27 protein-coding genes are annotated in these 23,314 nt (G+C 65.1%); 13 read left to right on the top strand and 14 right to left on the bottom strand.

All coding sequences use genetic code 11. The features are described from left to right. Nucleotides 1-100: 100 nt before the first annotated feature. On the bottom strand, nt 101-568 hold the full coding sequence (locus tag EPO55_RS23845) for an MAPEG family protein (RefSeq protein ID WP_296339929.1): 468 nt from the start codon (nt 566-568) through the stop codon (nt 101-103). Between the two features lie 7 nt (nt 569-575). Next, nucleotides 576-1,301, bottom strand: a complete 726-nt coding sequence (locus tag EPO55_RS23850) for an adenylate/guanylate cyclase domain-containing protein (RefSeq protein WP_296339930.1) — start codon at nt 1,299-1,301, stop codon at nt 576-578. 119 nt (nt 1,302-1,420) lie between these two features. On the opposite strand from EPO55_RS23850, the gene EPO55_RS23855 reads away from it, so the two are divergent. Genes EPO55_RS23855 through EPO55_RS23870 form a run of 4 tightly spaced genes read left to right on the top strand, consistent with a single transcriptional unit; the run spans nt 1,421 to nt 4,361 of the window. Then, the gene (locus tag EPO55_RS23855; protein WP_296339932.1) at nt 1,421-2,191 is read left to right on the top strand and encodes an SDR family oxidoreductase; all 771 of its coding nucleotides are present in this window, start codon (nt 1,421-1,423) and stop codon (nt 2,189-2,191) included. Nucleotides 2,192-2,218: 27 nt separating this feature from the next. After that, the gene (locus EPO55_RS23860; protein WP_296339933.1) at nt 2,219-3,184 is read left to right on the top strand and encodes a tripartite tricarboxylate transporter substrate binding protein; all 966 of its coding nucleotides are present in this window, start codon (nt 2,219-2,221) and stop codon (nt 3,182-3,184) included. After that, complete coding sequence (locus EPO55_RS23865) at nt 3,184-3,537, top strand: hypothetical protein (RefSeq protein ID WP_296339934.1); 354 nt, start codon at nt 3,184-3,186, stop codon at nt 3,535-3,537. The genes EPO55_RS23860 and EPO55_RS23865 overlap by 1 nt, the downstream gene beginning before the upstream one ends. Next, entirely contained in the window at nt 3,537-4,361 is an 825-nt protein-coding gene (locus tag EPO55_RS23870) for a hypothetical protein (RefSeq protein WP_296339935.1), read from the top strand. The genes EPO55_RS23865 and EPO55_RS23870 overlap by 1 nt, the downstream gene beginning before the upstream one ends. Here EPO55_RS23870 and EPO55_RS23875 read toward each other — a convergent pair. After that, the gene (locus tag EPO55_RS23875; RefSeq protein WP_296339936.1) at nt 4,358-5,098 is read right to left on the bottom strand and encodes a 2OG-Fe dioxygenase family protein; all 741 of its coding nucleotides are present in this window, start codon (nt 5,096-5,098) and stop codon (nt 4,358-4,360) included. The two genes, EPO55_RS23870 and EPO55_RS23875, sit on opposite strands and share 4 nt — an antisense overlap. 70 nt (nt 5,099-5,168) lie before the next feature. On the opposite strand from EPO55_RS23875, the gene EPO55_RS23880 reads away from it, so the two are divergent. Then, nucleotides 5,169-6,053, top strand: a complete 885-nt coding sequence (locus EPO55_RS23880) for an alpha/beta hydrolase (protein ID WP_296339937.1) — start codon at nt 5,169-5,171, stop codon at nt 6,051-6,053. 9 nt (nt 6,054-6,062) lie between these two features. On the opposite strand, the gene EPO55_RS23885 is transcribed toward EPO55_RS23880, so the two are convergent. Together EPO55_RS23885 and EPO55_RS23890 are read right to left on the bottom strand one after the other, a co-directional pair. Continuing rightward, entirely contained in the window at nt 6,063-6,821 is a 759-nt protein-coding gene (locus EPO55_RS23885) for an SDR family oxidoreductase (protein ID WP_296339938.1), read from the bottom strand. Then, complete coding sequence (locus EPO55_RS23890) at nt 6,808-7,608, bottom strand: SDR family oxidoreductase (RefSeq protein WP_296339940.1); 801 nt, start codon at nt 7,606-7,608, stop codon at nt 6,808-6,810. Before EPO55_RS23890 ends, EPO55_RS23885 begins: the two co-directional genes overlap by 14 nt. A 62-nt stretch (nt 7,609-7,670) precedes the next feature. Between EPO55_RS23890 and EPO55_RS23895 the strand changes: the two genes are divergently transcribed. Continuing rightward, a complete protein-coding gene (locus tag EPO55_RS23895; RefSeq protein ID WP_296339942.1) occupies nt 7,671-7,994 on the top strand; it encodes a hypothetical protein in 324 nt (107 codons plus the stop codon). Nucleotides 7,995-8,083: 89 nt separating this feature from the next. On the opposite strand, the gene EPO55_RS23900 is transcribed toward EPO55_RS23895, so the two are convergent. From EPO55_RS23900 to EPO55_RS23925, 6 genes are all read right to left on the bottom strand, one after another. Beyond that, nucleotides 8,084-9,283 (bottom strand): ABC transporter substrate-binding protein, encoded by a 1,200-nt coding sequence (locus tag EPO55_RS23900; RefSeq protein WP_296339944.1) that lies wholly within the window; start codon nt 9,281-9,283, stop codon nt 8,084-8,086. A 137-nt stretch (nt 9,284-9,420) separates the two neighbouring features. Then, on the bottom strand, nt 9,421-11,265 hold the full coding sequence (locus EPO55_RS23905) for an AMP-dependent synthetase/ligase (RefSeq protein WP_296339945.1): 1,845 nt from the start codon (nt 11,263-11,265) through the stop codon (nt 9,421-9,423). Nucleotides 11,266-11,287: 22 nt separating this feature from the next. Beyond that, nucleotides 11,288-12,079 (bottom strand): ABC transporter ATP-binding protein, encoded by a 792-nt coding sequence (locus EPO55_RS23910; RefSeq protein WP_296339947.1) that lies wholly within the window; start codon nt 12,077-12,079, stop codon nt 11,288-11,290. 11 nt (nt 12,080-12,090) lie between these two features. Beyond that, nucleotides 12,091-12,849, bottom strand: a complete 759-nt coding sequence (locus EPO55_RS23915) for an ABC transporter ATP-binding protein (protein WP_296339949.1) — start codon at nt 12,847-12,849, stop codon at nt 12,091-12,093. Then, nucleotides 12,846-13,997, bottom strand: coding sequence for a branched-chain amino acid ABC transporter permease (locus EPO55_RS23920; protein WP_296339951.1), 1,152 nt, complete (start codon nt 13,995-13,997; stop codon nt 12,846-12,848). Before EPO55_RS23920 ends, EPO55_RS23915 begins: the two co-directional genes overlap by 4 nt. A 4-nt stretch (nt 13,998-14,001) precedes the next feature. Further along, nucleotides 14,002-14,877: a branched-chain amino acid ABC transporter permease gene (locus EPO55_RS23925; RefSeq protein WP_296339952.1), complete on the bottom strand. Its 876-nt coding sequence runs from the start codon at nt 14,875-14,877 to the stop codon at nt 14,002-14,004. Between the two features lie 167 nt (nt 14,878-15,044). On the opposite strand from EPO55_RS23925, the gene EPO55_RS23930 reads away from it, so the two are divergent. From EPO55_RS23930 to EPO55_RS23940, 3 genes are read left to right on the top strand one after another with little or no spacing between them, the layout of a single operon-like run. After that, the gene (locus tag EPO55_RS23930) at nt 15,045-16,217 is read left to right on the top strand and encodes an acyl-CoA dehydrogenase family protein (RefSeq protein ID WP_296339953.1); all 1,173 of its coding nucleotides are present in this window, start codon (nt 15,045-15,047) and stop codon (nt 16,215-16,217) included. After that, on the top strand, nt 16,218-16,691 hold the full coding sequence (locus tag EPO55_RS23935; RefSeq protein WP_296339954.1) for a PaaI family thioesterase: 474 nt from the start codon (nt 16,218-16,220) through the stop codon (nt 16,689-16,691). Beyond that, a complete protein-coding gene (locus EPO55_RS23940; RefSeq protein ID WP_296339955.1) occupies nt 16,688-17,149 on the top strand; it encodes a PaaI family thioesterase in 462 nt (153 codons plus the stop codon). Before EPO55_RS23935 ends, EPO55_RS23940 begins: the two co-directional genes overlap by 4 nt. A 4-nt stretch (nt 17,150-17,153) precedes the next feature. Here EPO55_RS23940 and EPO55_RS23945 read toward each other — a convergent pair whose 3' ends face one another. Then, a complete protein-coding gene (locus EPO55_RS23945; RefSeq protein WP_296339956.1) occupies nt 17,154-17,651 on the bottom strand; it encodes an SRPBCC domain-containing protein in 498 nt (165 codons plus the stop codon). A gap of 36 nt (nt 17,652-17,687) precedes the next feature. Here EPO55_RS23945 and EPO55_RS23950 point away from each other — a divergent pair, with 36 nt between their 5' ends. The 4 genes from EPO55_RS23950 to EPO55_RS23965 are packed head-to-tail and all read left to right on the top strand — an operon-like array spanning nt 17,688 to nt 21,733. Further along, nucleotides 17,688-18,416: a transglutaminase family protein gene (locus EPO55_RS23950; protein WP_296339957.1), complete on the top strand. Its 729-nt coding sequence runs from the start codon at nt 17,688-17,690 to the stop codon at nt 18,414-18,416. Further along, a complete protein-coding gene (locus tag EPO55_RS23955) occupies nt 18,413-19,627 on the top strand; it encodes a multidrug effflux MFS transporter (RefSeq protein WP_296339958.1) in 1,215 nt (404 codons plus the stop codon). The genes EPO55_RS23950 and EPO55_RS23955 overlap by 4 nt, the downstream gene beginning before the upstream one ends. A 19-nt stretch (nt 19,628-19,646) precedes the next feature. Beyond that, entirely contained in the window at nt 19,647-20,570 is a 924-nt protein-coding gene (locus EPO55_RS23960) for an SDR family NAD(P)-dependent oxidoreductase (RefSeq protein WP_296339960.1), read from the top strand. Beyond that, entirely contained in the window at nt 20,570-21,733 is a 1,164-nt protein-coding gene (locus tag EPO55_RS23965; RefSeq protein WP_296339961.1) for a M20 family metallopeptidase, read from the top strand. The genes EPO55_RS23960 and EPO55_RS23965 overlap by 1 nt, the downstream gene beginning before the upstream one ends. Here EPO55_RS23965 and EPO55_RS23970 read toward each other — a convergent pair whose 3' ends face one another. Further along, nucleotides 21,734-22,348, bottom strand: coding sequence for an NAD(P)H-binding protein (locus EPO55_RS23970; protein WP_296339962.1), 615 nt, complete (start codon nt 22,346-22,348; stop codon nt 21,734-21,736). It lies immediately after the preceding gene. Continuing rightward, nucleotides 22,345-23,244 carry an alpha/beta hydrolase gene (locus EPO55_RS23975; RefSeq protein ID WP_296339963.1) on the bottom strand — a complete coding sequence of 300 codons (900 nt, stop codon included), beginning with the start codon at nt 23,242-23,244 and terminating at the stop codon, nt 22,345-22,347. Before EPO55_RS23975 ends, EPO55_RS23970 begins: the two co-directional genes overlap by 4 nt. Nucleotides 23,245-23,314: the final 70 nt, after the last annotated feature.

Here is a 23,314-nt window from a genome sequence, read left to right on the forward strand (position 1 = left end):
CGCTCTTGATCATGAGCGCGCGGGATGCGAGCGGTCCGGAAGACGATGATTGGAGCTCCGCGAAGATCTGCCAACCGATTCGAACTGATATCATCCCGATCTAGACGCCGAGCGCCACGAGGAGCGTCCTGACGGTCATGAAGATCAGAATGAGCGAGCCCACCGTCCACAAGGTGGCGCGCATGTCGTGGGTCTGGCCGGTGAAATAGGCGGCGAAGTGCAGCAGCCGCGACGCCACGTAGCCGTAGAGCAGCAGGCGCGCCAGCAGCAGCGACGGCTCGGTGAGGACGTAGAGGAAACCCGCGACCAGGAAGAACGGCAGGTTCTCCAGGTCATTCATCTGGATCCGCCGGATGCGGTCCACGCGCTCGTTGGGCTCGAGCTGTTTCGGATCGGGGGCGGGGTTGAGCGGAGTCTTCCGGAGATCCTCCGGCGAGCGGAAGCCGCCCTTCTCCTGCATCATGCGCACGACGGTGAGCCACGACATGCCGACGGCCTTCAGGATCATCAGCGTGGCGGCGATGGCGTAGGTGGCGAACAGCGGGTTCTGCAGGCTTAGCTGGGTCATGGCAGCCTCAAGCGGCGTAGAGCCGAACGGGCGCGTCGAACCCCTTGAGCTCGTACTCCCTGGCGGTGCTGTCCGGCAGCTCGGATCGGGCCTGCTCGTAGACGGCCTGCGTGACCAGGATCTGGCCGGCGCCGGCGGCGGATTGGGCGCGCGAAGCGGTATTGACCACCGTGCCGATGGCCGTCAGGTCGCGATGGGAACGGCCGAACTCGCCGAAACTGAGCTCACCTGAATGAATGCCGACGCCGACGCTGAGCGTCCCGTCGGACGGACCGGAAAACTCCGCCCGTCTGGCGTAAAACGCCCGCTGGATCTCGCGCGCCGCGAGGACCGCTTGCCGGGCGTGATCCTCCTGCCGGATGGGAAAATTGAAAACGGCCATCACGGCGTCGCCGATGGTCTTGTTGAGCAGACCGTCGAACTGCCAGATCGCGTTGGCGCAGTCGTCGTAGAAGGAATCGAGCAGGCCGCCCATCTCGGCCGAGGACAGCGACTGGGACAGGCTGGTGTAGGACCGGAGGTCGGCGAACAGGATGGTCGCATCGATGGTGACCTTGCGGGCCTTCATCACCCGCGTGAACATGAGCTCGCAGATCGTGCAGGTGTTCGGGTTCATCCGGCTGGGACGAATGCCGAAGACGCGAAACGGCACCGACAACACCCCCCTCAGCGGTATGGGTACGCGCATCTGCTGCCAGCATCCCTTGCAGATCGTCGATCGGTGCGGGGTCATTGGCGGATTCTACAGCGGGAACGGCGCCGGGCGCCAGCGCGCCGACCCGGACAGATTCCGGGCACCTCATGCCCGTTAATTTGCTATCTGTTGGACAACACATCTGGAGGAACGCGCAAATGGCATCGCCGCTTTTCGACCTCACCGGCAAGGTCGCCGTCGTCACCGGCTCGAGCAAGGGCATCGGCAAGTCGATTGCGATGCATCTGGCACTCCAGGGCGCCAAGGTCGTGGTGTCGTCGCGCAAGGCGCCGGCCTGCGAGGAGGCGGCGGCCGAGATCCGGGCGGCCGGCGGCCAGGCCACGGTGATCCCCTGCAACATCTCCAACAAGGCCCAGGTCGAGCGGCTGTTTGCCGAGACGAAGAAGCAGCTCGGGCCGGTCGACGTGCTGGTGTGCAATGCGGCATCCAATCCCTACTACGGGCCGAACGAGAAGCTGCCCGACGACGTCTTCATGAAGGTGATGCACAACAACATCCTGTCCAACATGTGGATGGTGAACCTTTGCCTGCCCGACATGCGGGCCAAGAAGGACGGCTCGATCATGATCGTGTCGTCGATCGGCGGCGTGCGCGGATCGCCGGTGATCGGCGCCTACTGCATCTCCAAGGCGGCCGACATGCAGCTCGCGCGCAACCTCGCGCTGGAATACGGGCCCGACAATATCCGCGTGAACACCATCGCCCCCGGCCTGGTGAAGACCGACTTCGCCAAGGCGCTGTGGGACGATCCCAAGTATCTCGAAAAGCGCCTGGCGACCGCGCCGCTGCGCCGCATCGGCGAGCCTGATGACATCGCGGGCCTCGCCGTCCTGCTGGCCGGCAAGGCCGGCGCCTTCATCACCGGCCAGACCCTCATCGCCGATGCGGGCGTGACGATCGGGGGGTAGAGTCGGCAAAACAGGGAGGAAACAACAATGAAGCGCATAAGCGTATTGATCGGAGTCCTCGGCGTTCTGTTCGCGACGGCCGCCGGTGCCCAGACTTATCCAACCAAGCCGATCCGCATCGTGGCGCCGTTCCCGCCGGGCGGCGTTGCCGACGTGCTGGCGCGGGCGATCCAGCCCGGGCTGCAGGAGGCGCTGGGGCAGCAGGTCATCATCGAGAACAAGCCCGGCGCCGGCGGCAACATCGGCGCCGATCTCGTCGCCAAGGCCGATCCCGACGGCTACACGCTGCTGCTGGCCTCGGCCGGCATCCTGACGATCAACGAGTTCCTCTATTCCAAGATGCCGTTCGATCCAGCCAAGGCCTTCGCCCCCATCACCGTGGTGGGCGACATGCCCAATATCGTGGTGGTCAACCCGAAGACCGGCCTCAAGACGCTGAAGGCGCTGATCGACAAGGCCAAGGCCGAGCCCGGCAAGCTCAACTTCGGCTCGGCCGGCAACGGCACCACGACCCATCTCGCCGTCGTGCTGCTGGAGCAGGCGGCCAAGATCAAGTTGGCGCACGTGCCCTACAAGGGCGCGGCACCCGCGGTTCAGGATCTCGTCGCAGGCCAGATCGACGGGCTCGTCGACAATCCGCCGCTGGTCATCGGCCACATCAGGAATGGCACCCTGACCGCGCTCGCCTGGGCCGCCCCGCAGCGCATGGCGATTCTGCCCGACGTGCCGACGGCGGCCGAAGCGGGCCTGCCGGGTTTCGAGGCGTCGTCGTGGTTCGCGCTGGTGGCGCCGGCCGGCACGCCCAAGGAGATCGTGGACAGGCTCAACGCCGCGACTGCGAAGATCCTGAAGGATCCCAAGATGGTCGAGCAGTTCGCCGCCCGCGGCGTGCGTCTGGTCGGCAATTCCGTGGCGTCGTTCACCGCGTTCATTCCGCCCGAACGCGCGCGCTGGGGCGAGATCGTGAAGACCTCGGGCGTGAAGCTCGACTGATGAGTCTCTATCAGGTTCAGAAGCTGATCTACGAGCTCAACCGCGACCCGCGCACCCGCGAGCGTTTTTCCGCGGGGAGGGATGCAGTGCTGGCCGAGTATCAGCTCACGGACGAGGAGAAGGGCGCACTGACAAAGCCCGACATCGGGTTGCTCTATGTGCTGGGCGTGAACGGCCAGCTGCTGATGCACTTCGCCGCCCTGCACAAGATCGAATGGCCGGACTATCTCGAGCGCATGCGGCAGGGATTGAAGGACCACGGCCAGGTGCGCGAGGGTGTCTATGCCGCGACCGGCTACGAGGGCGTCGAGGCGCACGATGCCCGCTTGAAGAATGAACGGGAGAAACGCTGATGCCCCTGATCTATTGCGGCGCCTGCAGCCACGCCCCCGGCATCACCGCCCGCGCCGAGCGGGCCGACACCCAGACGCGTCAGGCGGTGGAGGCGGCTTTCGGGCGCATGGGCGAGGAGATCCGCGCGACGAAGCCGGATGCGCTGGTGGTGATCGCGGCCGAGCATTTCGCCAATTTCTTCATGAACAACATGCCGGCTTTCGCGATCGGCATGGCCGACAGCTACGAGGGGCCGATCGAGGACGAGGCGTTCCTGCGGATCAAGCGCACCACGGTGCCGGGCAACAAGGCGCTGTCACGCAAGCTGATCGAGCGGGTGATGCAGACGGTGGACGTGGCCTATGCCGAGGAGTGGAAATTCGACCACGGCATCTCGGTGCCGCTCCATTTCCTGACGCCCAACTACGATCTGCCGATCATCCCGGCCAACATCAATTGCCAAGGCCCGCCGCTGGCGCCGCTGGCACGCGCCTGGGCCTTCGGCGAGGCTTTACGCGCGGCAGCGGATGCCGTTCCGGAACGCATCGCGCTGATCGGCACCGGCGGCATCTCGCATTGGCCGGCAACGCCCGATTCGGGGAAGATCAATGCCGCCTGGGACCAGGAATTCCTGCGCCGTTGGACGGCCAACGATCGCCAGGCGCTGCTCTCCTATACCGACGCCGAGACCTATCGCGACGGCGGTCAGGGCGGCTTCGAGATCCGGACTTTCATCGCCGCGGCGGCGGCGGCGAAAGGGGCGAAGGGCACGGTGCAGTTCTGCGAGCCGGTTCCGATCTTTGCGGTCAGCTGCACCGTCGCCAGGATGCAGATCGCGGCTTAGGTCTTCTTTCGGAACGTCACCACCAGCACGTCGCGATAGGCGGGCTGTGCGGGGTTCTCGGGCTCGACCGGCGTCACGCCGTGATAGCAGCGGCGATCGTCGACCAGGGCGGCATCGAGCGGATCTGTGAGGGTGAAGCTGCCGAGCGCGCGCTTGTCGAGATCATGCACCGTCGTGGTGCCGCTCCGGATGTTGCGGCGGTCGATCAGCAGCACCAGCACATAGTCGACGCCGTCCCTGTGCATGCCTTCGGGCGTCGGCTTGCCGTGCTGGCCGGGCTTGGCCTCGATGCGGAACTGATGGACCTCGACGTGCCACTTGATCGCGTCGGGTGCCAGCTTGCTGAAGAGGGCGCGGCAGTACTCCAGGATGGTGCGCATCGAGGCGCCGTCGCCGATCTCGTCGGCGACCGGCTTGAACCAGCGTTCGATGCCGCCGTTCAGCGTGTTGTAGTCGAGCCCCTGGTAGTGCGGCTGATGCGGCCCGCGCACGATCGCGCCCTGTCGGGGGGCGGCATAGACGGCGAAGCGCCGGCGGCGGTAGCGGCCGCCGTCGCCCATGTAGGTGTCGACCTCGAGATCGCCCCAGCTTTCGGCGAATTCAGGCCAGTCGGCCAGCGCCCCGAACCGGACGAGGGCAGTGCGCATGTCCGAGGCTTCGACGAAGGCATATCCGGCGCGGGCGACCGCGTTGCGGATGCCCGTGGCGTTTTGCAGGCCGGTTCCGATCTCGCTCATGACGGAAGCCTATCACTGCCGCCGGCGCCCGCCACATGAGCTATTGTCGGGGCCGACCCGGAGGAAAACGATGCCATATGCCAGGACCGACGACGGCGTGAAACTTTGGTTCGAGGAAACGGGGGCAGGGGTGCCCATCGTCTTCGTCCACGAGTTCGCCGCCGACCATCGCTCGTGGGAACTACAGATGCGCCATTTCGGCCAGCGCCATCGCTGCATCACCTACGGCGCCCGCGGCTATCCGCCGTCCGACGTGCCGGAAAAGCCCGAGAGTTACAGCCAGGACCGCGCCACAGACGACATCCTGGCGGTGATGGATCATCTCAAGATCGACAAGGCCCATGTCGTCGGCCTCTCCATGGGCGGCTTTGCCAGCCTGCACTTCGGTCTCCGTCATCCCAAGCGTGCCCTGTCGCTGGTGGTGGCGGGTGTGGGCTACGGCGCCGAGAAGGACCAGCAGGCCAAGTTCCGGGCCGAGGTCGAGGTCGTGGCCAAGTCGCTGCTGCAGGAGGGCATGCCGGCCTTCGCCGAGAAATACGCCTACGGACCCACGCGCGTGCAGTTCGAGAACAAGGACCCACGCGGCTTCGCCCAATTCAAGAAGGAGCTGGCCGAGCATTCTGCCTTGGGCTCGGCCAACACCCAGATCGGCTGCCAGGGTCGGCGACCCTCGCTCTACGACCTCGTCGAGGGGATGCGGGCGATGACGGTGCCGACCCTGGTCCTGACCGGCGACGAGGACTGGCCGTGTCTCGCGCCCTCGCTGCTGATGAAGCGCGAGATCCCTTCGGCGGCGCTGGCGGTGATGCCGAACTGCGGCCACACCATCAATCTGGAGGATCCCGACCAGTTCAACCGGATCGTCGGCGATTTCATCGCCCAGGTCGATGCAGGCCGCTGGCCCAAGCGCGACCCGCGTGCCATGAGCGCCTCGATCACCGGGATGAAGTCCTAGGCTGCTGCCCTACGCCGTCAGTCCGCCGTCGCAGACGAATTCCGAGCCGGTCGAGAAGGTCGATTCGTCCGACAGCAGGAACAGGATCATGTTGGCCACTTCCTCGGGCCGCCCGAGCCGGCCCAGCGGATGCAGCTCCTCGAGGAACTGGCGGCCGGACATATTCTCGACGTTCTGCTCGAGCCGTGGCGCGATCATCGGCGTGTCGATGTAGCCGGGATGCACCGAGTTGCAGCGGATGTTGTACTTCATCTGGGCACAATGCAGCGCCACGTTCTTGGTGAGCGACCGCACCGCGCCCTTGCTGGCCGAGTAGGCCATGGCGTGGGCCGCGCCGCGCAGTCCCAGCACCGAGGAGATGTTCACGATCGAGCCGCCGCCCGACGCTTTCATCGCCGGGATCGCCAGCTTGCAGCCGAGGAAAGTGCCCAGCGAGTTGATGTCGTTGACACGGCGGTATTCCTCGAGCGTGCAGTCTTCGATGGTGTTGCGCACGCCGACGCCGGCAGCATTCAGGAGCCCGTGCAGGGCGCCGAACTTTTCGACCGTCGCCGCGACGGCGGCCTGCCAACTCGGCTCCTGGGTGACGTCGAGCGGCACGAAATGCGCCGCCGTACCCAGTTCTGCGGCGAGCGCGAGGCCCTTGGCCTCGTCGCGGTCGGCGAGCACCGCCTTGCCGCCCTCGCGCACGACGAGGCGCGCCGTCTCGGCACCGATGCCCGATGCGCCGCCGCTCAGCAATACGACCCTGTTCTCAAGGCGGGGCAAGGAGTGACCTCCTCATCAGGCCTGCGGTGATGGCGCCGTCGGCCACGATCTCCGCCCCGGTGACGAAGCTCGAACGGTCGGAGGCCAGGAACAGTACGGCCTCACCCAGTTCGCTTGCTTCGGACATGCGGCCAATGGGATGGCGCGTGCCGATGAAGGCCTTGCCCTGGGCGTGGCCCACCATCTGCCACAGCGGATTGAAGATCGCCGTGTCGACGCCGCCCGGATGCACCGAGTTGCAGCGGATGTCGTATCTCTGCTCGGCACAGTAGAGCGCCACGCTCTTGCTGAGCAGCCGCACCGCGCCCTTGGCGGCGGTATAGGCGGTGGGTCCCGCCGAGCCGATCAGGCCGGCGATCGAGGAGATGTTGACGATCGAACCCTTGATGGCGGACTTGCCTGGCCCGGTCTTCTTCATGCCCTCGATGGCGTATTTGCTGCCCAGGAACACGCCGTCGGAGTCGACCGCCTGCACCTTCTGCCAGTTCTCGACCGTCGTTGTCTCGGGATTGCCCGAGCCGCCGGAGATGCCGGCGTTGTTGACCATGATGTCGAGGCGGCCCTCGCGCTTCAGCACGTCGGCGAGCAGGGCCTTCCAGGAATCCTCGGAGACGACGTCGTGGGCAACGAAGCGGCCAGGGCCATCGCCCTTGGCGTTCGGGCCTTCCTGGATATCGGCCACGATGACCGTGGCGCCAGCCGCCGCCAGCAGCGTTGCGGACGCCGCGCCGATGCCCGAGGCGCCGCCTGTGACGATCGCCACCCGTCCGGAAAGTTCACCGCTCATGTCCGACGGACCATAGCCGAGGAGCGGGCAATTGCAGTAGCCTCGTGTGCGAGGAGGATCGCATGGCGAAGCTCAGGGGACTTCTTTTCGGCGCGATCGCGCCTTTCATCGTGGCGGCGTGCACCCAGACGGCCGGTGGCCCGCCGGTGGGCATGACAGCGGCGCAAGGCATGGCCTACTGCACCCAGCTGGCGACCTTGTACTCCGAGTATGTCGGCGATACCGGCGATGACCTCGGCACGACCTACTCCGGCGGCGAGGAGGCCGATCTCCGGGCGCGCTTCGCCATCGCCGAATGCGAGGAAGGCAATACGGCCAAGGGGATACCGACGCTTCAGCACAGGCTGCGCGACGCCAAGGTTCCGGTGCCCCCGCCCGCGGGCTGATCGCCACGATCGAGCGAACGAACGGCGGACAAAGAAAAGCCCGGGCGGTCGCCCGCCCGGGCCTGGCGTTTCGGAATGAGGTGGCCGCTCTAGAAGAGCAGGTCGCCCTTGACCAGCACCCAGCGGCCGTTCTTGACCTCCTGCACCTGGGTGATCGTCGTCGCCAGATGGTTGGTCTTGGAGAACTTGGTCGGCGGCGAGGCGAAGATGTCCTGGTACACGCTGCCCGACTCCAGTGCGTCGAGCAGCTTCTGCCCCGTCAGGTCCTTGCCCGCGACCTGGGCATAGTGGGCGAAGGTCATGATGACGTTGTAGCCGATGACCGCCTGGCTGTTTGGTTCGACATTGAACTTCTTGAAGTAGGCCTCGCACCACGCCTTGACGGCGCCCGTCGAGGTGTCGCGGTAGGGGATCACGAAGCCCGCCGCGGCGTAGAGGCCTTCGACCAGTTCCTTGCCCAATGCCGGGATCTCGAGAACGTTGACCGGCGTGGCGCCGAGCCAGACCGGCGCGAAGCCGATCTTCTTGGCCTCGGCCATCAGGCCGATCGTCTCGCGGATCACGGTGCCCATCAGCACGAGGTCGCAGCCGTCCGACTTCATCTTGGCGGCCTGGGCACTGAAGTCCGAGGCACCGCGCTTGTAGGTCGTCACCGACGCCGCCTTCATCTTCATGGCGTCGAGCTGCTGGGTGAAGCCATCGAACACGTTCTTACCGTATTCGTCGTCCTGGTACATGATGCAGGCCGCCTTGGGCTTCTTCCATTCGATCATGTATTTCACGGCTGCCCGCGTGCTCTCGACGTAGGGCAGCAGGTTGTTGAACTTCAGCCGCTCCTGCGGCTTCTTCGGATCGAACTTGAAGGTGAATTCGGCCGCCGTCAGCGGGAAGAGCTGCGGCACGCCGGCATCGAACAGGACGTCCTGCGAGGCGAGCACGGTAGGCGAGCCCATCGGGCCGACCATGGCGAACACCTTGTCCTTCTCGACCATCTTCTGGCTGGCCAGCACGGCCTTCTTCGGATCGTACTGGCTGTCCTCGGCGACCAGACGCAGCTTGCGCCCGTTGATGCCGCCCTTGGCGTTCACCTCATCGACCCCGAGCTGCATTCCGTTGAGCACCGGCACGCCCCACACCTTGATCGGACCGCTGAGGTCCTGGTGGGTGCCGAGCACGATCTCGGTGGTCGTGACGCCCTGGTTGGTTACCTTGGTCTGTGCGAACGCCGGCAGGGCGGCGAGGCCGACCGCGACGCCCAGCAGGGCCGGTTTCAAGACTCTAAGTCTCATTGCGTTGCCTCCTAAATGCGGCGCCCGTCTCTAGACAGGGGAGAAGCGGGCGCCGACCCCCTCCCGTCCGGTGTTCCCCGGCTTAACGTCAATATGCCACGCCTGCGGCCAAATTAAAGGCCCGGCGCGGCGTCCGATCACGCCGCCTGGGCGCGATACATCGCATCGATCTCCGGCTTGTACTTCGTGTTCACGAAGCTGCGCTTCAGCTTCATGGTCGGCGTCAGTTCCTCGTCCTCGGGCGTGAGCTGCTGCTCGATCAGGAAGAACCGCTTGATGGTCTCGACCCTGGCGAAGTTGGCGTTGACCCGCTCGATCTCGGCCCAGATCAAGTCCTGAACCTCCTTGGAACGGCACAAGCTCGTGTAGTTGGTGAACGGCACGTCGTGGTCCTGGGCAAATTTCTCCACCGTCTCGCGCTCGATCATCACCAGGCAGGTGAGGTAGGGCCGCTTGTCGCCGATCACCACGGCATCGCTGATGTAGGGCGAGAACTTGAGCAGGTTCTCGATTTCCGATGGCGTGATGTTCTTGCCGCCGGCCGTGATGATGATGTCCTTCATCCGGTCGGTGATCTTCACATAGCCTTCATTGTCGATCATGCCGACGTCGCCGGTATGGAGCCAGCCCTCCTTGTCGAGGGTCTCGGCCGTCTTCTCGGGCTGATTGAGGTAGCCCATGAACACCATGTCGCCCTTGATCAGGATCTCGCCAGCCGGGGAGATTTTGACCTGGCCGTAGGGCACCGACTTGCCGACCGTGCCGAGTCTGATGGCGTTGGCGGGCATCGCCGTGGCCAGCCCGCAATTTTCCGTCTGGCCGTAGACCTCGTACATGTCGAGGCCCATCGCCAGGTACCAGCGGATCAGTTCGGGCGAGATCGGGGCGGCGCCGGTGAACAGCCAGCGGCAGCGATCGAGCCCGATCATCCGGCGGATGTTCTTTAGCACCAGCCAGTAGGCGATCTGGAAGTTGAGCTTCTGCAGCATAGAAGGCTCGCGCTGGGCGAGTCTTGCGTCGGCGACGGCGAAGCCCGCGTCGATTGCCTTCTTGTAGGCCCAGCGCTGCAGCGGCGTGGCGTCCTTGAGCGCGATCATGATGCCGGCGTAGAACTTCTCCCAGACCCGCGGCACGGCGCCGAACAGGGTCGGCTGCACTTCGCGGATGTTGTCGGGCACCGTCTCGGGGCTCTCGGCAAAGTTGCTGCAGACGCCTGTCGCGACCGAGTAGTAGCTGCCGGCGACGCGCTCGGCGACATGGCAGAGCGGCAGGAACGCCAGCCGCTCGTCGCCTTCGTACCAGGAGAGCGACAGATCGGGGTGCATGCAATTCTGCATGGTGTAGACGACGTTGTGATGGCTGTGCATGGCGCCCTTGGGCGGCCCCGTCGTGCCCGAGGTATAGACCAGGATGGCGAGATCGTCGGGCTTGCGCGCGGCGACCAGTTCGTCGAACAGGCCTTCCTTGCCCTGGGCGTAGTTACGCCCGGTCGCGATGAATTCGTCTAGCGACACGACCATGGGATCGCTGAAGGTGGTGAGGCCTTCCATGTCGAACACCACGATCTTCTTCAGCGTCGGACAGCGATCGCGGACCTCGAGCGCCTTGTCGAGCTGCTCGTCGTCCTCGACGAACAGCACCACGGTGCGGGAATCGTTGATCAGGTACTCGACCTGCTTGGCCGAATCGGTCGGGTAGATGCCCGACGAGACGCCACCGGCGCACAGGATGCCGAAATCGGCGTAGTTCCACTCCGGCACCGTATTGGCCAGCACCGAGGCCACGTCGCCGGGGCGGAAGCCGATGGAGTGCAAAGCGTAAGTGATGGCGCGTGAACGCTCCAGCCACTGGGTCCATGAGATGGCGTTCCAGATGCCGTAGAGCTTCTCGCGCATTGCCGGCTTGTCGCCGCGTGTCGTGCACGACAGCACGAAGCTCTTGGGCAGGGTTTCTGCAACCGTCAGCGTCGCTTTGTGGGCCATGGTCCGCTTGCCTCCCTGGTCGTCAGCGCCAGTTCTTCTTCTTTTTCCAGCGGCGTTCGCCGCGCGCACTTTCTTCCTTGGCGCCGAGGTAGAATTCCTGGATGTCCTTGCTGCTCATCAACCGTTCGCAGGTATCGTCCATCACCACGCGGCCGACTTCGAGGACGTAGCCGTAGTGCGCGGTCTCGAGCGCCATTTTGGCGTTCTGCTCGACCAGCAGGATCGACGTGCCTTGCTCGACGTTGACGCGCTTGATGATGCTGAAGATCTCCTTGACCAGGATCGGCGACAGCCCCAGCGAGGGCTCGTCGAGCAGCAGCAGCTTCGGCCTATTCATCAGGGCACGGCTGATCGCCAGCATCTGCTGCTCGCCGCCGGACAACGACCCGGCCGGCTGGTCGATGCGCTCCTTCAGTCGCGGGAAATATGCGAACACCCGCTCGAGGTCCTGGGCGACGCCGTCCTTGTCACTGCGCAGGAAGGCGCCCATCGCCAGGTTCTCGCGCACCGACAGGAACGGGAAGACCTCGCGGCCCTCGGGAACGTGGCTGAGGCCCAGTCGCACGATCTTGTCGGCGTCGATGCGCTGGATCGGCTTGCCTTCGAATTCGATCGAGCCCTTCTGCGGGTCGAGCACGCCGGAGATCGTCTTCAGGATGGTGGTCTTGCCGGCACCGTTGGCGCCCAGCACCGTGATGATCTTGCCGCGCGGCACCGACAGGCTGACGCCGCGGATCGCCATGATCGGGCCGTAGTAGCTCTCGATGTTGCTGACCTTGAGGATCGGCTCGGAAGTGTCGGTATCCAGAGGCATGTTCGCTCCGCTCAGGCGCCGAGGTAGGCCGCGATGACGTCGGGATGCGCCTGCACCTCCGACGGCGTGCCCGAGGCCAGCACCTTGCCGTAGTTCAACGCCAGTACGCGATCCGACACACGATTCACCAGGGTCATGTCGTGTTCGACCATCAGCACGGTGATGCCGAGCTCACTCCTGATGTCGCGGATCCAGAATGACATGTCGTCGGTCTCCTCGACGTTGAGGCCGGACGACGGTTCGTCGAGGAGAATGAGCTTGGGTTCCGAGCAGAGCGCGCGCGCCACCTCGATCACCTTGCGCACGCCGTAGGGCAGGCCGGCGATAAGCTTTTCGCGGTAGGCCTGCAGGTCGAGGAACTCGATGACCTCCTCGACCTTGCGCCGGTGGTCCTTCTCGGCGCGCCGCACCGAGGGAAGGAACAGCATCTCCTGCCACATCTGCGTGGTCGCGTGGCAATGCCGGCCGACCAGCAGGTTGGCCAGCATGGTGGCGTTCTCGAACAGCTCGATGTTCTGGAAGGTGCGCGCGATGCCGAGCTTGGCGATCTGGTGCGGCGGCACCTCGGTGATGTCGCGGCCCTCGAAGAACAGCTTGCCCGAGGTCGGATTGTAGAGCCTGGAGATCAGGTTGAAGATCGAGGTTTTCCCGGCGCCGTTGGGGCCGATGACGGTGAAGATCTCGCCCTTGGCGACGCTGAAGCTCACGTTGTCGACCGCCTTGAGGCCGCCGAACTGCAGCGAGATGCCGTCGACCGTGAAGAAGCTCATCGGTTGCGCTCCGACTTCACGTAGGTCTTCTGCCGCTTGAAGGTCGCGCGCTTGTAGAGCGGGAAAAGCTGGAAGAACAGCTTCACCTTGAGCCAGCGGCCGTAGAGGCCATAGGGCTCGAACAGGATGAACATCATGATGATGAGACCGTAGATCGCGCCCTTGAGGCCGGCCGCCGAACCGATCTTGGAAAGCTTGTCCTGCAGCTGCGTTGCGGCGTCCTGTGCCATGCCGAACGACGAGGCGACGCTGGCCGCCAGCACCGGGACGTCGTCCTTGAGCGCCGTCAGGAACGGATCGACCATGACCATGAAGATCGCGCCCAGGATCGCGCCATGCACGCCGAAGGCGCCGCCAATGATGATCACCATGATGAACTCGATGGAGAGCAGCAGGGTGAACATCTCGGGGCTGATGAAGGTCATCTTGTGGGCAAACAGCACGCCCGCCATGCCGGTGATGGCGGCGCTGATGGCGAACGACTTCACCTTGTAGGCGGCGAGGTCGATGCCCATGCTCTTGCCGGCGGTTTCGCTGTCGCGGATGGCGACGAAGGCGCGCCCGGTCGGCGAGCGCAGAAGATTGAGCGCCAGCAGGATCACGCCCACCAGCACCAGCAGGCAGAGAAAGTAGAAGGCCTCGCTGTCGCGCGGCACCGGAATGCCCGCGAGGTCGAGGGCGCGCACCCGCATGCCCTCGTTGCCGTGGGTCACCGACTCCCAGCGGGCAAGGACTTCCTCGACGATGAAGGCGAAGGCGATGGTCGCGATCACGAGATAGATGCCGGTGAGCCTGAGCGCGGGGAATCCGACCAGGGCCCCGACCACACCCGTCAGAATCGCCGCCGTCGGGAAGTAGACGATGAACGGCACGCCGTGGCTCTGCAGGAAGCCGGCGGTGTAGGCGCCGATCGCCAGGAAAGCGGCGTGTCCCAGGGAGGCTTGGCCGGTGAAGCCGGTGAGGATCATCAGCGCCACGCCGACGATGGCGTAGATGAAGACGAACACGAGCTGGCTCTGCAGGTAGCTGCCGAGCAGGAAGGGGGCGGCGATCAGCACCGCCAGCAGCACGCCATACGACCACCAGTAGCCGCTGTGCTTCAGGATGCGGATGTCCTGGTCGTAGTCGGTCTTGAAGACGAAACGCATGAGCTCAGACCTTCTTGCGCATGCTGGGACCGAACAGGCCATGCGGCCGGACCACCAGCATGACGAGCAGCACGATGTACGGCGCGATGTCCTTCCAGCCCTGCGGCAGGTAGAAGCCGGCCAGGCTCTCGATGACACCGATGATCAGTCCGCCGACCAGCGCCCCGGGGATCGAGCCGAAGCCGCCCAGCACGGCGGCCGGGAAGGCTTTCAGCCCGAGGACAAGGCCGACGTTCGAATGGATGAAGGTGATCGGCGCCAGCAACACGCCGGCGCAGGCCGCGACCGCGGCGCTGATCGCCCAGATCAGCGACACCACGCGCTTGACCGGAATGCCCATGTAATAGGCAGCCAGCATGTTCTCCGACGTGGCCCGCATGGCGGTGCCCATGCGCGTGTAGTTGAAGAAGGCATAGAGCACGCCGCACAGGATGACGGTGGCCACGATCACCGACAGCTTGTCGTGCGCCAGCACGAGGTCGCCGACCTTGAGGACGCCGGCCGAGAACGGTGTTTCGATCCGCAGATCGTCGGTGCCCCAGATCATGCCGGCGATGGAGCGCAGGAAATAGCCCAGCCCGATCGTCGCCATGACGATGGAAAACTGCGGGTAACCCAGGATCGGCCTGACCAGGATGCGTTCCGTCGCCATGCCGAACACGGCCATGCCGCAGACGGCGAACAGGAAGCCGAGCCAGTAATCGAGGCCCATCAGCCCGATGAAGGTGAAGACGAAAAAGCCGCCCAGCATCATCAGGTCGCCTTGGGCGAAATTAACGACTTCGGTCGCCTTGTAGATGAGCACGAAGCCCAGCGCGATGAGGCCATAGACGCAGCCGAGCGCGATGCCGCTCACCAGCTGCTGGATGAAATCAAGCATTCTCCTACCCTGTACTCCGGCCGTTTCCCGGCCTCGCGCTTGTCTTGTTTTTTGGCCCAATCTCGCGAAGCGCGGTCATAAGACATGGCCGTGCATCCGGGAGTCAATGGATTTCCGCTGCCGGCGCGGTACTGTGGCCGAACCCCATCTTTCTCGTGGAGAATTCGATGTCGCTCGCCGCCCAATTGGCCCCGCCGGGCAGGCCGCCGTCGCCCTTCTATACCGAGGAGCATGAGGCCTTCCGCGACACCGTCCGTCGCTTCGTCGAGCGCGAGCTGATGCCCCATGTCGACCAATGGGACGAGGCGGAGGAGTTTCCGCGCGAGCTTTACCGCAAGGCCTCGGCTGCAGGGCTGCTGCAACTCGGTTTTCCGGAGGCCTACGGCGGGGTACCGACCGACCCGTTCTTCGGGATCATCAAGGCCGAGGAGATGGCGCGCCATGGCAGCGGCGGGCTCAACGCCAGCCTCAACAGCCACACGATCGGCTCGCCCCCCATCGCCGCGCTCGGTCCGGAATGGATGAAGCGCAAGGTCCTGCCCGAGGTGCTGGCCGGCGAGAAGATCAGTGCGTTGGCCATCACCGAGCCCTCGGGCGGCTCCGACGTCGCCAACCTCAAGACTACGGCGCGGCGCGAGGGCGACCACTATGTCGTCAACGGCTCGAAGATGTTCATCACCTCGGGCATGCGCGCCGACTACTACACCGTCGCCGTCCGCACCGGCGGGGCGGGGGCTTCAGGCGTTTCGCTGCTGCTGATCGAGCGCGACCGCGAGGGTTTCGCGCGCACCAAGCTCAAGAAGATGGGCTGGTGGGCCTCCGACACCGCGCAATTGTTCTTCGACAATGTGCACGTGCCGGTCGAAAACCTGATCGGCGAGGAGAACCGTGGCTTCATCGGCATCATGCTGAACTTCAACCAGGAGCGGCTCGGCATGGCGGCCGGCGCCTGCGGCTATGCCAAGGTTTGCCTCGACGAGGCGATCGCCTACGCACGCGAGCGCCACACCTTCGGCAAGCCGCTGATCGCCAACCAGGTCGTGCGCCATCGCCTGGTCGACATGGCGATGCGCATCAATGCCGTTAAGTCGACGCTCGAGCTGCTGGCCTGGCGGGTCGGCCAGGGTGAGAAGCCGGTGGCGGATATCTGCATGCTGAAGAACCTCGCGACTTCGACCATGGAGTTCTGCGCCAACGAGGCGATGCAGGTCTTTGGCGGCGCAGGCTACCTGCGCGGCGCCAAGGTCGAGCGCATCTATCGCGAGACCAAGGTAATGTCGATCGGCGGCGGCTCGGTCGAGATCATGAAGGATCTCGCCGCCCGCCAGATGGGGTTTTAGATGGAAAGGGACGAACGCATCGCGCTGTTCCAGAAATGGTTCTCCGACACCATTCCGCACAACAAGGCGTTGGGCCTCAAGGTGATCGACGCCCGCCGCGGCTTTGCCTCGATGCAGCTCGAATGGCGCGAGGAGCTGGTGGGCAATCCCGAGACCGGCGTGCTCGCGGGTGGGCCGCTGACGGCAATGCTCGACGGCTGCTGCGGCATGGCCGTCGCCACCATGCTGAAGGAACCGATGCCCTTTGCCACGCTCGATTTGCGCATCGACTACGCCAAGCCCGCGACACCGGGCAAGCCGGTGATCGCCGAGGCGGAGTGCTACCGCATCACCAGCTCGGTCGCCTTCACGCGCGCCTTCGCCCATCACGGTGACGCCAGGGACCCGATCGCGGCCGCCGCCGGGACTTTCATGCTGGGCACCAAGGGCAAGGTTACGCGGGCGCAGTCGATCGGCGCGGAAACAAAGATATGAGCGCGTTGCTCGAGCGGCTGGCGGAGGCCCGGAAGGCGGGCGAGGTGGGACGCCTCGCCGAAGCGATCCCCTATGCGCGCTGGATGAGGATCGCCCCTGAGAATGGCACCGGCGAGCTACTGACGCGCATGCGCTACCACGGCGATCTGATCGGCAACACCTTCCTGCCGGCAATCCACGGCGGCACCCTGGGTGCCATGCTGGAGATGGCGGCGATCTTCCATCTTCTGTGGGAGACCGAGACCGAGACGGTGCCGAAGATCGTCAACATCACGGTCGATTACCTGCGCTCGGCGCGCCCGGTCGACGTTATCGCCGCAGCCAAGGTGACCAAGCAGGGCCGGCGCATGGTGAACGTCTTCGCCGAGGCCTGGCAGGACGACCGCTCCAAGCCGGTCGCGACGGCCAACGCCCATTTCCTCGTGAAATCAGACGCCGACGCGGAGCCGTCGCTCTGAGCAATCAGCTCAGCGGGTTGGCGAGGTCGATGCCGTAGGTTTTCGCGTTGCGCGTCATGTAGGCGTCGCGCGGCGCCACCGGCTCGCCGCGCAGCGCCGCGGCCACCATGTCGAGATAGGTGTGCCAGCCCATGGCGTTCAGCTTCACAAAGCGCTCGAGCACGGGCAGGTGCGTGAGGGTGAGGGCGGTATCGCTACCCGCGGCTTTCAGGTCCAGGGCCAGGAAGGACTCGGGGTAGGGCGAGACCTCGTCGCCGGGATTGAACACGTTCCAGCTGTAGGCGAGCCGCAGCGGCGGCAGCCACTGCGTGACGGTCCCGCGGATATGGCCGCCCATCAACTCGACGGTGCCGCCGATCCTGGGCTCGATGCGGCCCTCGCCATACCAGCCCGGCAGCAGGCTTGCTTCCGTCAGCATCTGCCACGTGCGCTCGAGCGGGCCCGGCAACAGGCGCTCGAAGCGCACCATATGCGCATGGGTGAATTGCGCGTCTTCGCTCATGGACTTTCCCGTCTCTTGCAGTAAACAACGCCCGGCATGGAATACGATTCCTTCAGGACCCCGGACGACGATGTCGTGCGCGACGGCGCCGATTTCGAAGCCTACCGGCGGCCGGGCGACCTGATCGACTCAGAGCACCCCAGAATCGTGGCCTATGCAAGGCGCGTGGCCGGCGAGGGCGCCGACCGCGACCGGGCGCTCCGGCTCTACTACGCGGTCCGCGACGATCTCCGGTACGACCCCTACAACACGCCGATGAAGCGCGAGGCCTATCGCGCCAGCACGACCCTGGCGGCAGGGCACGGTTATTGCGTCAACAAAGCTGGGGTCATGGCCGCCGTCTGCCGCGCCGCAGGCATTGCGGCCCGCGTCGGCTATGCCGATGTGCGCAACCACATGACGACGCAGCGGTTGGCCGAGCTGATGGGCAGTGACGTGTTTTTTTACCACGGCTACACCGACGTCTGGCTGGACGGACACTGGGTGAAGGCGACACCGGCCTTCAATCGGGAACTCACCGAACGATTCGGCCTGAAACCGCTCGACTGGGATGCGGTGGGCGACTCGATCTATCATCCGTTCGATCTTGGCGGCCGGCGGCACATGGAATATCTCGCCTACCGCGGCGTCTTTGCCGACATCCCGTTCGACGAAATCCGCGGTGCGTTCCGACACTATTATCCGCGCATGACGCGCGCCCAGGAGGAGATGCCTCTGGGTGGAGACTTCGGTGCCGAGGGCGCTTCGGAAGCGAAATCGAAGTGACGCTTAAGCCGAGGTCGGCCGCATACATCGCCTTGTTGGTGGCACTTGGCAGTTTCGGGCCGCTTACCATGAGCATCTACACGCCGGTCATGCCGTCGGTCGGCCATGACCTTGTCACCACGCCCGACAGCGTCAAACTCACGCTCACGACCTACATGCTGGGCTTCGCGGTCGGTCAGCTCTTCTATGGCCCGCTCAGCGACCGCTATGGCCGCCGGCCCGTGCTGCTGGGTGGATTGCTGTTCTTCGCCGCCACGACCTTCGGCTGTTCGTTCGCCAATTCGATCAGTGACTTGATTGTGCTGCGCGTGTTGCAGGGCCTGGGTGCCGCCTCCGGATCGGTGCTGGGCCGCGCTCTCACGCGCGACGCCTACACTTTCCAGGAAATGCCGCTGGTGATGAGCTGGATCTCGCTCGGCCAGAACATCGCGCCGTCGCTGGCGCCGACCATCGGCGGTTTCCTCGGTGAATGGGCGAGCTGGCGTGCGACCTTCTGGTTCGTGGGCGGGTTCGGCGCGATCCTGTTCCTGGTGACGCTGCTGGGTCTCGGCGAGACCAACAAGTATCGCAGTGAACGCATCGACCTCGGCAGTCTCCTCAGCGGTTCGGGCGAGATGCTGCGCGACCGCCGCTTCCTGGGCCACATCCTGCCGCTGGGCTTCGCCTTCGCGCTGAACTTCGGAATGCTGGCGGGTGTGCCCTTCATCCTGCAGGAAAGCCTGGGCTTCTCACCCAAGGAGTTCGGCCTGATCGTACTGCTCTCGGTCGGCGGATTCACGGCGGGCACGTTCGTCAACAACCGGCTGGTCGGCCGCATTGCGCCGACGACCATCATCCGGTTCTCGGGCTGGTTCCACATCGCGGCATTGGTTGTCATGGCGGTCCTCTCGCTGTCGGAAATCGTCACCTGGTGGGCCATCGTCGGCCCACACATGCTGCTGAGCTTCGGCACCGGCATGATGGTGGCCAACGCCAATGCTGGCGCCGTCGGCATGTATCCGCGGCTGGCCGGCACGGCATCGTCGCTGGCAGGCCTCGCCCAGATGGGCATGGGCGCCATGGGCACGATCTCGGTGGCGATCCTGGCCGTGGTCGGCAGCCGCTACATCGCCATGCCGCTGGTGATCGGCCTAGCACCGTTCGCCGTCGCGACACTGTTGAGCGCGCGCCTGTTGCGCGGCGGGCCGCGCACCCCGAAACTGGAATCTTGAGCAGAGGGAGAAGACGATCATGACGAACATGCTGAAGGACAAGGTCGTGCTGGTGACCGGCGCGGGTGGCGGCATCGGCCGCGAGATGGCGCTGCTGGCGGCCCGCGAAGGCGCCAAGGTCGTGGTCAACGATCTCGGCGGCGCGGTCGACGGCGAAGGCGGCGGCAGCACGACGCCGGCGCAGAAGGTCTGCGACGAGATCGCCGCGGCGGGCGGCAAGGCGGTTCCCAACGGCGACAGCGTCACCGATCCGGCCGGCGCCGAGCGCATGGTCAAGGCCGCGGTCGAGAACTTCGGGAGGATCGACGGCGTCATCAACAATGCCGGCATCCTGCGCGACCGCATCTTCCATCGCATGAGCCACATGGACTGGAAGATGGTGATCGACGTGCACCTGAACGGCGCCTTCAACGTCAGCCGTGCTGCCGCCAACTACTTCAAGGAGCAGAAGTCGGGCGCCTTCGTGCATTTCACCTCGACCTCGGGCCTCGTCGGCAATTTCGGGCAGGCGAACTATTCCGCCGCCAAGATGGGCATCATCGGCCTGTCGCGCTCGATCGCCCTCGACATGGCGGCGTTCAACGTCCGCTCCAACTGCATCTCGCCGTTCGCCTGGACGCGCATGATCGGCACCATCCCGGCCGATACCGATGCGCAGAAAGCGCGCCTCGAGCGCTCGAAGAAGATGACGCCGGCCAAGATCGCGCCGATGGCGGTGTTCCTGCTGTCCGACGCCGCCAATACTGCGGGCGTCACTTCGCAGATCTTCGGCGTGCGTATGAACGAGATCATGCTGTTCAATGCCAACCGGCCGGTACGATCCGTGCACATGTCCGAGGGATGGACCCTGGAGGCGATCGACGAGATCGCGGTGCCCGCGATGAAGCCCTACTTCACCGATCTCAAGCGTTCGCCCGAGTATTTCACGTGGGATCCGATCTGATGGCGACAGACAAGATGAAGAACGAACCGAAGATCGATGCCGACGAAGTGTTGGGCGGCATCGTCGAATGGGTGTCGATCGAAAGCCCGAGTCATGACGCCAAGTCGGTCAACAAGGTCGTCGACCACGTCGAGGGTCAGTTCCGTGACCTCGGATTGAAGCTCGAGCGCACACCGGGCGTCGACGGGTTCGGCGACATCCTGGAGTGCAAGACGCAACCGGGATGGAATGAGGCGGGCGAGGGCAAGGGCATCCTGGTGCTGGCGCATCTCGATACCGTGCATCCCATCGGCATGATCGAGAAGGAGCTGAAGGTACGCCGCGAGGGCGACAGCATCTTCGGGCCCGGCATCTACGACATGAAGGCAGGTGGCTACATCGCCTACTACGCGCTGCGCCACCTGATCCGGCAGGGCAAGAAGACCAAGCTGCCCGTGACGTTCATGTTCATTCCCGAGGAAGAGGTCGGCAGCCCGACCTCGCGCGCCCGCATCGAGAAAGCGGCCAGGGGCCATAAGTACGCCCTGGTGATGGAGCCGGGCCGCGACGGCGACAAGGTGGTGACCTCGCGCAAGGGCGTCGGCCGCTTTGGCCTAACGGTGAAGGGCCGGGCGAGTCACGCCGGCGTCCGCCACGAGGACGGCCGCAGCGCCATCCTCGAAATGGCCAGACAGATCGTGCGCATCGAGGGCAAGACCGACTATGCCCGCGGCATCACCTGCAATGTCGGGCTGATCAGCGGCGGCACCGGCGTCAACGTCGTCTCCGCCGAGTGCAAGGCCGAGATCGACCTGCGCGTGCCCAGCCAGCAACTTGCCGAGGAGATGACCCACTGGTTCCTCGGCCTGGAAGCGATCGGTCCCGACGTCGAGGTGACGGTCGAGGGCGGCATGAACCGGCCGCCCTACCAGAAGGACGCCGGCATCGCCGATCTGTTCGGCAAGGCGCAGGCGATCTACCGCGAGATCGGCAAGGAGCTGGCCGACGTGCCGCTGACCGGGGGCGGCAGCGACGGCAACTTCACGGCCGCGCTGGGCATCCCCACGCTCGACGGCCTCGGCGCCGACGGCAAGGGCGCGCATGCCGCCAACGAGCAGATCTACTATTCGTCGCTGGTGCCGCGCACCTATCTCTGCACGCGGCTGCTGGAGACGCTGGAGTAGTTAGTAGGCTGCCGTGAATCGCTTGCGGATGTGCTTGGGCTTTTCGATCTCGTCGACGATGGCGATGGCGAAGTCCTCGCGGCTGATGCGGCTCTCGCCCTTGGAGTCGACGAGGAACTGATCGAGGCCGAGCCGGAACTTGCCGGTGCGCTGGCCGGCCGGGATCGCAGCTGCGGGCGAGATCGCGGTCCAATCGAGGTCCTTGATCGCCCGGATGGCTTCAAGGGCCTGCATTGCCGGCTTCGAGGTCGGCGGCTGCACGCCCTTGTCCATCATGTGATCGAAGTGGGTGCGGCCGTCCTTGCGGATCAGGCTGCCGGCGCCGACGACGAACAGCGCGCGCTTCACGCCTGACTTGCGAACCGTGTCGATGACGCGGTTGACGTCATTCTCGTTCCATTTGACCGACACCACGACGGCGTCGTGACCTTTGAGAACCTGGGTCAGGACGACGGGATCGGTCGTGCTCGCGGCCTTGACCGTCATGCCGGGGCGAGCCGTGAGTTTGCGCGGATCGCGCGTAATGGCCGTGACCGTGTGCGAACGGCCAAGCAACTCGGTGAGCACACGGCTGCCGATATTCCCGGTGGCGCCAATCAGGGCGATGTTGCTCATTCCGTGGTTCCTTTCATCAGATCGCGAAGCGCCGCAATCGTATCAGACGGCGCTTCTTGCGGTACGTTATGGCCGACATGGGGGATCAGGCGTCGTTCATAGGCGCCGGTGAAGAATTTTGCATTGCCGTCGACCTGTGGCGCCGGCCCGACCCCGTCATGGCCGCCGTGCAGGTTGATCGTCGGCACGGTGATCTTCGGCTGGGCGGCGAGCCGTTCCTCAATGCCCGCGAGCGCCGGATCGCCCAGCGCATAGCCGTAGCGATGACGATAGGACTGTATCACGACCTCGACGAAATCAGGATTGTCGAAGGAGATGGCGGACTTCTCGAAGGTGGCTTCGTCGAAGGCCCACTCCGGCGACCACAGCTTCCACAGCAGCCGGCAGATGTCGCGGCGATCCTTGGTGAGTCCCGCCCGGCCGCGTTCGGTATGGAAGTAGTACTGGTACCAGAAGCGGTGCTCCTGCTCGGCCGGCACGGGGTCGACCGATCGGGCGATATTCTGGATGTTGTAGCCGGTGCAGCTCACGAGACAGCGTACCCGCTCGGGCCACAGGGCCGCCACGATGCAGGCGGCGCGGCCGCCCCAGTCGTACCCGGCAAGAACGGCGCTCCCGAGGCCGAGGGCGTTCATGAACTGCAGCAGGTCGTGGCCCAGCGCCGCCTGTTCCCCGGAGCGAGGAGTGGAGGGCGAGAGGAAGCGGGTCGGCCCATAGCCGCGCAGGTAGGGCACCAGCACGCGGCAGCCGGCGGCGGCCAGCGACGGTGCGACCTCATCGAAACAGCGGACATCGTAGGGAAAGCCGTGCAGCAGAACGACCACTGCCCCCCCGGAGGGGCCGTGTTCTTCGTAGGCGACGTCGAGGACGTCGGTGCGGATGGTCCGGCTCTGCATGTGATTCGGAAGATAGCGGCTTGCCGGCGGCGTTGACAGTGCGGAGACGCGCGCTCAGTTTCGCCGGGAG

The organism is Reyranella sp. (assembly GCF_004296935.1).
Classification (GTDB): domain Bacteria; phylum Pseudomonadota; class Alphaproteobacteria; order Reyranellales; family Reyranellaceae; genus Reyranella.

What these genes read in the sequence shown, in the direction of transcription:
- EPO55_RS23845 (WP_296339929.1), bottom strand. Translation starts at nt 568, where the DNA reads ATGACCCAGCTAAGCCTGCAGAACCCGCTGTTCGCCACCTACGCCATC.
- EPO55_RS23850 (WP_296339930.1), bottom strand. Translation starts at nt 1,301, where the DNA reads ATGACCCCGCACCGATCGACGATCTGCAAGGGATGCTGGCAGCAGATG.
- EPO55_RS23855 (WP_296339932.1), top strand. Translation starts at nt 1,421, where the DNA reads ATGGCATCGCCGCTTTTCGACCTCACCGGCAAGGTCGCCGTCGTCACC.
- EPO55_RS23860 (WP_296339933.1), top strand. Translation starts at nt 2,219, where the DNA reads ATGAAGCGCATAAGCGTATTGATCGGAGTCCTCGGCGTTCTGTTCGCG.
- EPO55_RS23865 (WP_296339934.1), top strand. Translation starts at nt 3,184, where the DNA reads ATGAGTCTCTATCAGGTTCAGAAGCTGATCTACGAGCTCAACCGCGAC.
- EPO55_RS23870 (WP_296339935.1), top strand. Translation starts at nt 3,537, where the DNA reads ATGCCCCTGATCTATTGCGGCGCCTGCAGCCACGCCCCCGGCATCACC.
- EPO55_RS23875 (WP_296339936.1), bottom strand. Translation starts at nt 5,098, where the DNA reads ATGAGCGAGATCGGAACCGGCCTGCAAAACGCCACGGGCATCCGCAAC.
- EPO55_RS23880 (WP_296339937.1), top strand. Translation starts at nt 5,169, where the DNA reads ATGCCATATGCCAGGACCGACGACGGCGTGAAACTTTGGTTCGAGGAA.
- EPO55_RS23890 (WP_296339940.1), bottom strand. Translation starts at nt 7,608, where the DNA reads ATGAGCGGTGAACTTTCCGGACGGGTGGCGATCGTCACAGGCGGCGCC.
- EPO55_RS23895 (WP_296339942.1), top strand. Translation starts at nt 7,671, where the DNA reads ATGGCGAAGCTCAGGGGACTTCTTTTCGGCGCGATCGCGCCTTTCATC.
- EPO55_RS23900 (WP_296339944.1), bottom strand. Translation starts at nt 9,283, where the DNA reads ATGAGACTTAGAGTCTTGAAACCGGCCCTGCTGGGCGTCGCGGTCGGC.
- EPO55_RS23905 (WP_296339945.1), bottom strand. Translation starts at nt 11,265, where the DNA reads ATGGCCCACAAAGCGACGCTGACGGTTGCAGAAACCCTGCCCAAGAGC.
- EPO55_RS23910 (WP_296339947.1), bottom strand. Translation starts at nt 12,079, where the DNA reads ATGCCTCTGGATACCGACACTTCCGAGCCGATCCTCAAGGTCAGCAAC.
- EPO55_RS23915 (WP_296339949.1), bottom strand. Translation starts at nt 12,849, where the DNA reads ATGAGCTTCTTCACGGTCGACGGCATCTCGCTGCAGTTCGGCGGCCTC.
- EPO55_RS23920 (WP_296339951.1), bottom strand. Translation starts at nt 13,997, where the DNA reads ATGCGTTTCGTCTTCAAGACCGACTACGACCAGGACATCCGCATCCTG.
- EPO55_RS23925 (WP_296339952.1), bottom strand. Translation starts at nt 14,877, where the DNA reads ATGCTTGATTTCATCCAGCAGCTGGTGAGCGGCATCGCGCTCGGCTGC.
- EPO55_RS23930 (WP_296339953.1), top strand. Translation starts at nt 15,045, where the DNA reads ATGTCGCTCGCCGCCCAATTGGCCCCGCCGGGCAGGCCGCCGTCGCCC.
- EPO55_RS23935 (WP_296339954.1), top strand. Translation starts at nt 16,218, where the DNA reads ATGGAAAGGGACGAACGCATCGCGCTGTTCCAGAAATGGTTCTCCGAC.
- EPO55_RS23940 (WP_296339955.1), top strand. Translation starts at nt 16,688, where the DNA reads ATGAGCGCGTTGCTCGAGCGGCTGGCGGAGGCCCGGAAGGCGGGCGAG.
- EPO55_RS23945 (WP_296339956.1), bottom strand. Translation starts at nt 17,651, where the DNA reads ATGAGCGAAGACGCGCAATTCACCCATGCGCATATGGTGCGCTTCGAG.
- EPO55_RS23950 (WP_296339957.1), top strand. Translation starts at nt 17,688, where the DNA reads ATGGAATACGATTCCTTCAGGACCCCGGACGACGATGTCGTGCGCGAC.
- EPO55_RS23960 (WP_296339960.1), top strand. Translation starts at nt 19,647, where the DNA reads ATGACGAACATGCTGAAGGACAAGGTCGTGCTGGTGACCGGCGCGGGT.
- EPO55_RS23965 (WP_296339961.1), top strand. Translation starts at nt 20,570, where the DNA reads ATGGCGACAGACAAGATGAAGAACGAACCGAAGATCGATGCCGACGAA.
- EPO55_RS23970 (WP_296339962.1), bottom strand. Translation starts at nt 22,348, where the DNA reads ATGAGCAACATCGCCCTGATTGGCGCCACCGGGAATATCGGCAGCCGT.
- EPO55_RS23975 (WP_296339963.1), bottom strand. Translation starts at nt 23,244, where the DNA reads ATGCAGAGCCGGACCATCCGCACCGACGTCCTCGACGTCGCCTACGAA.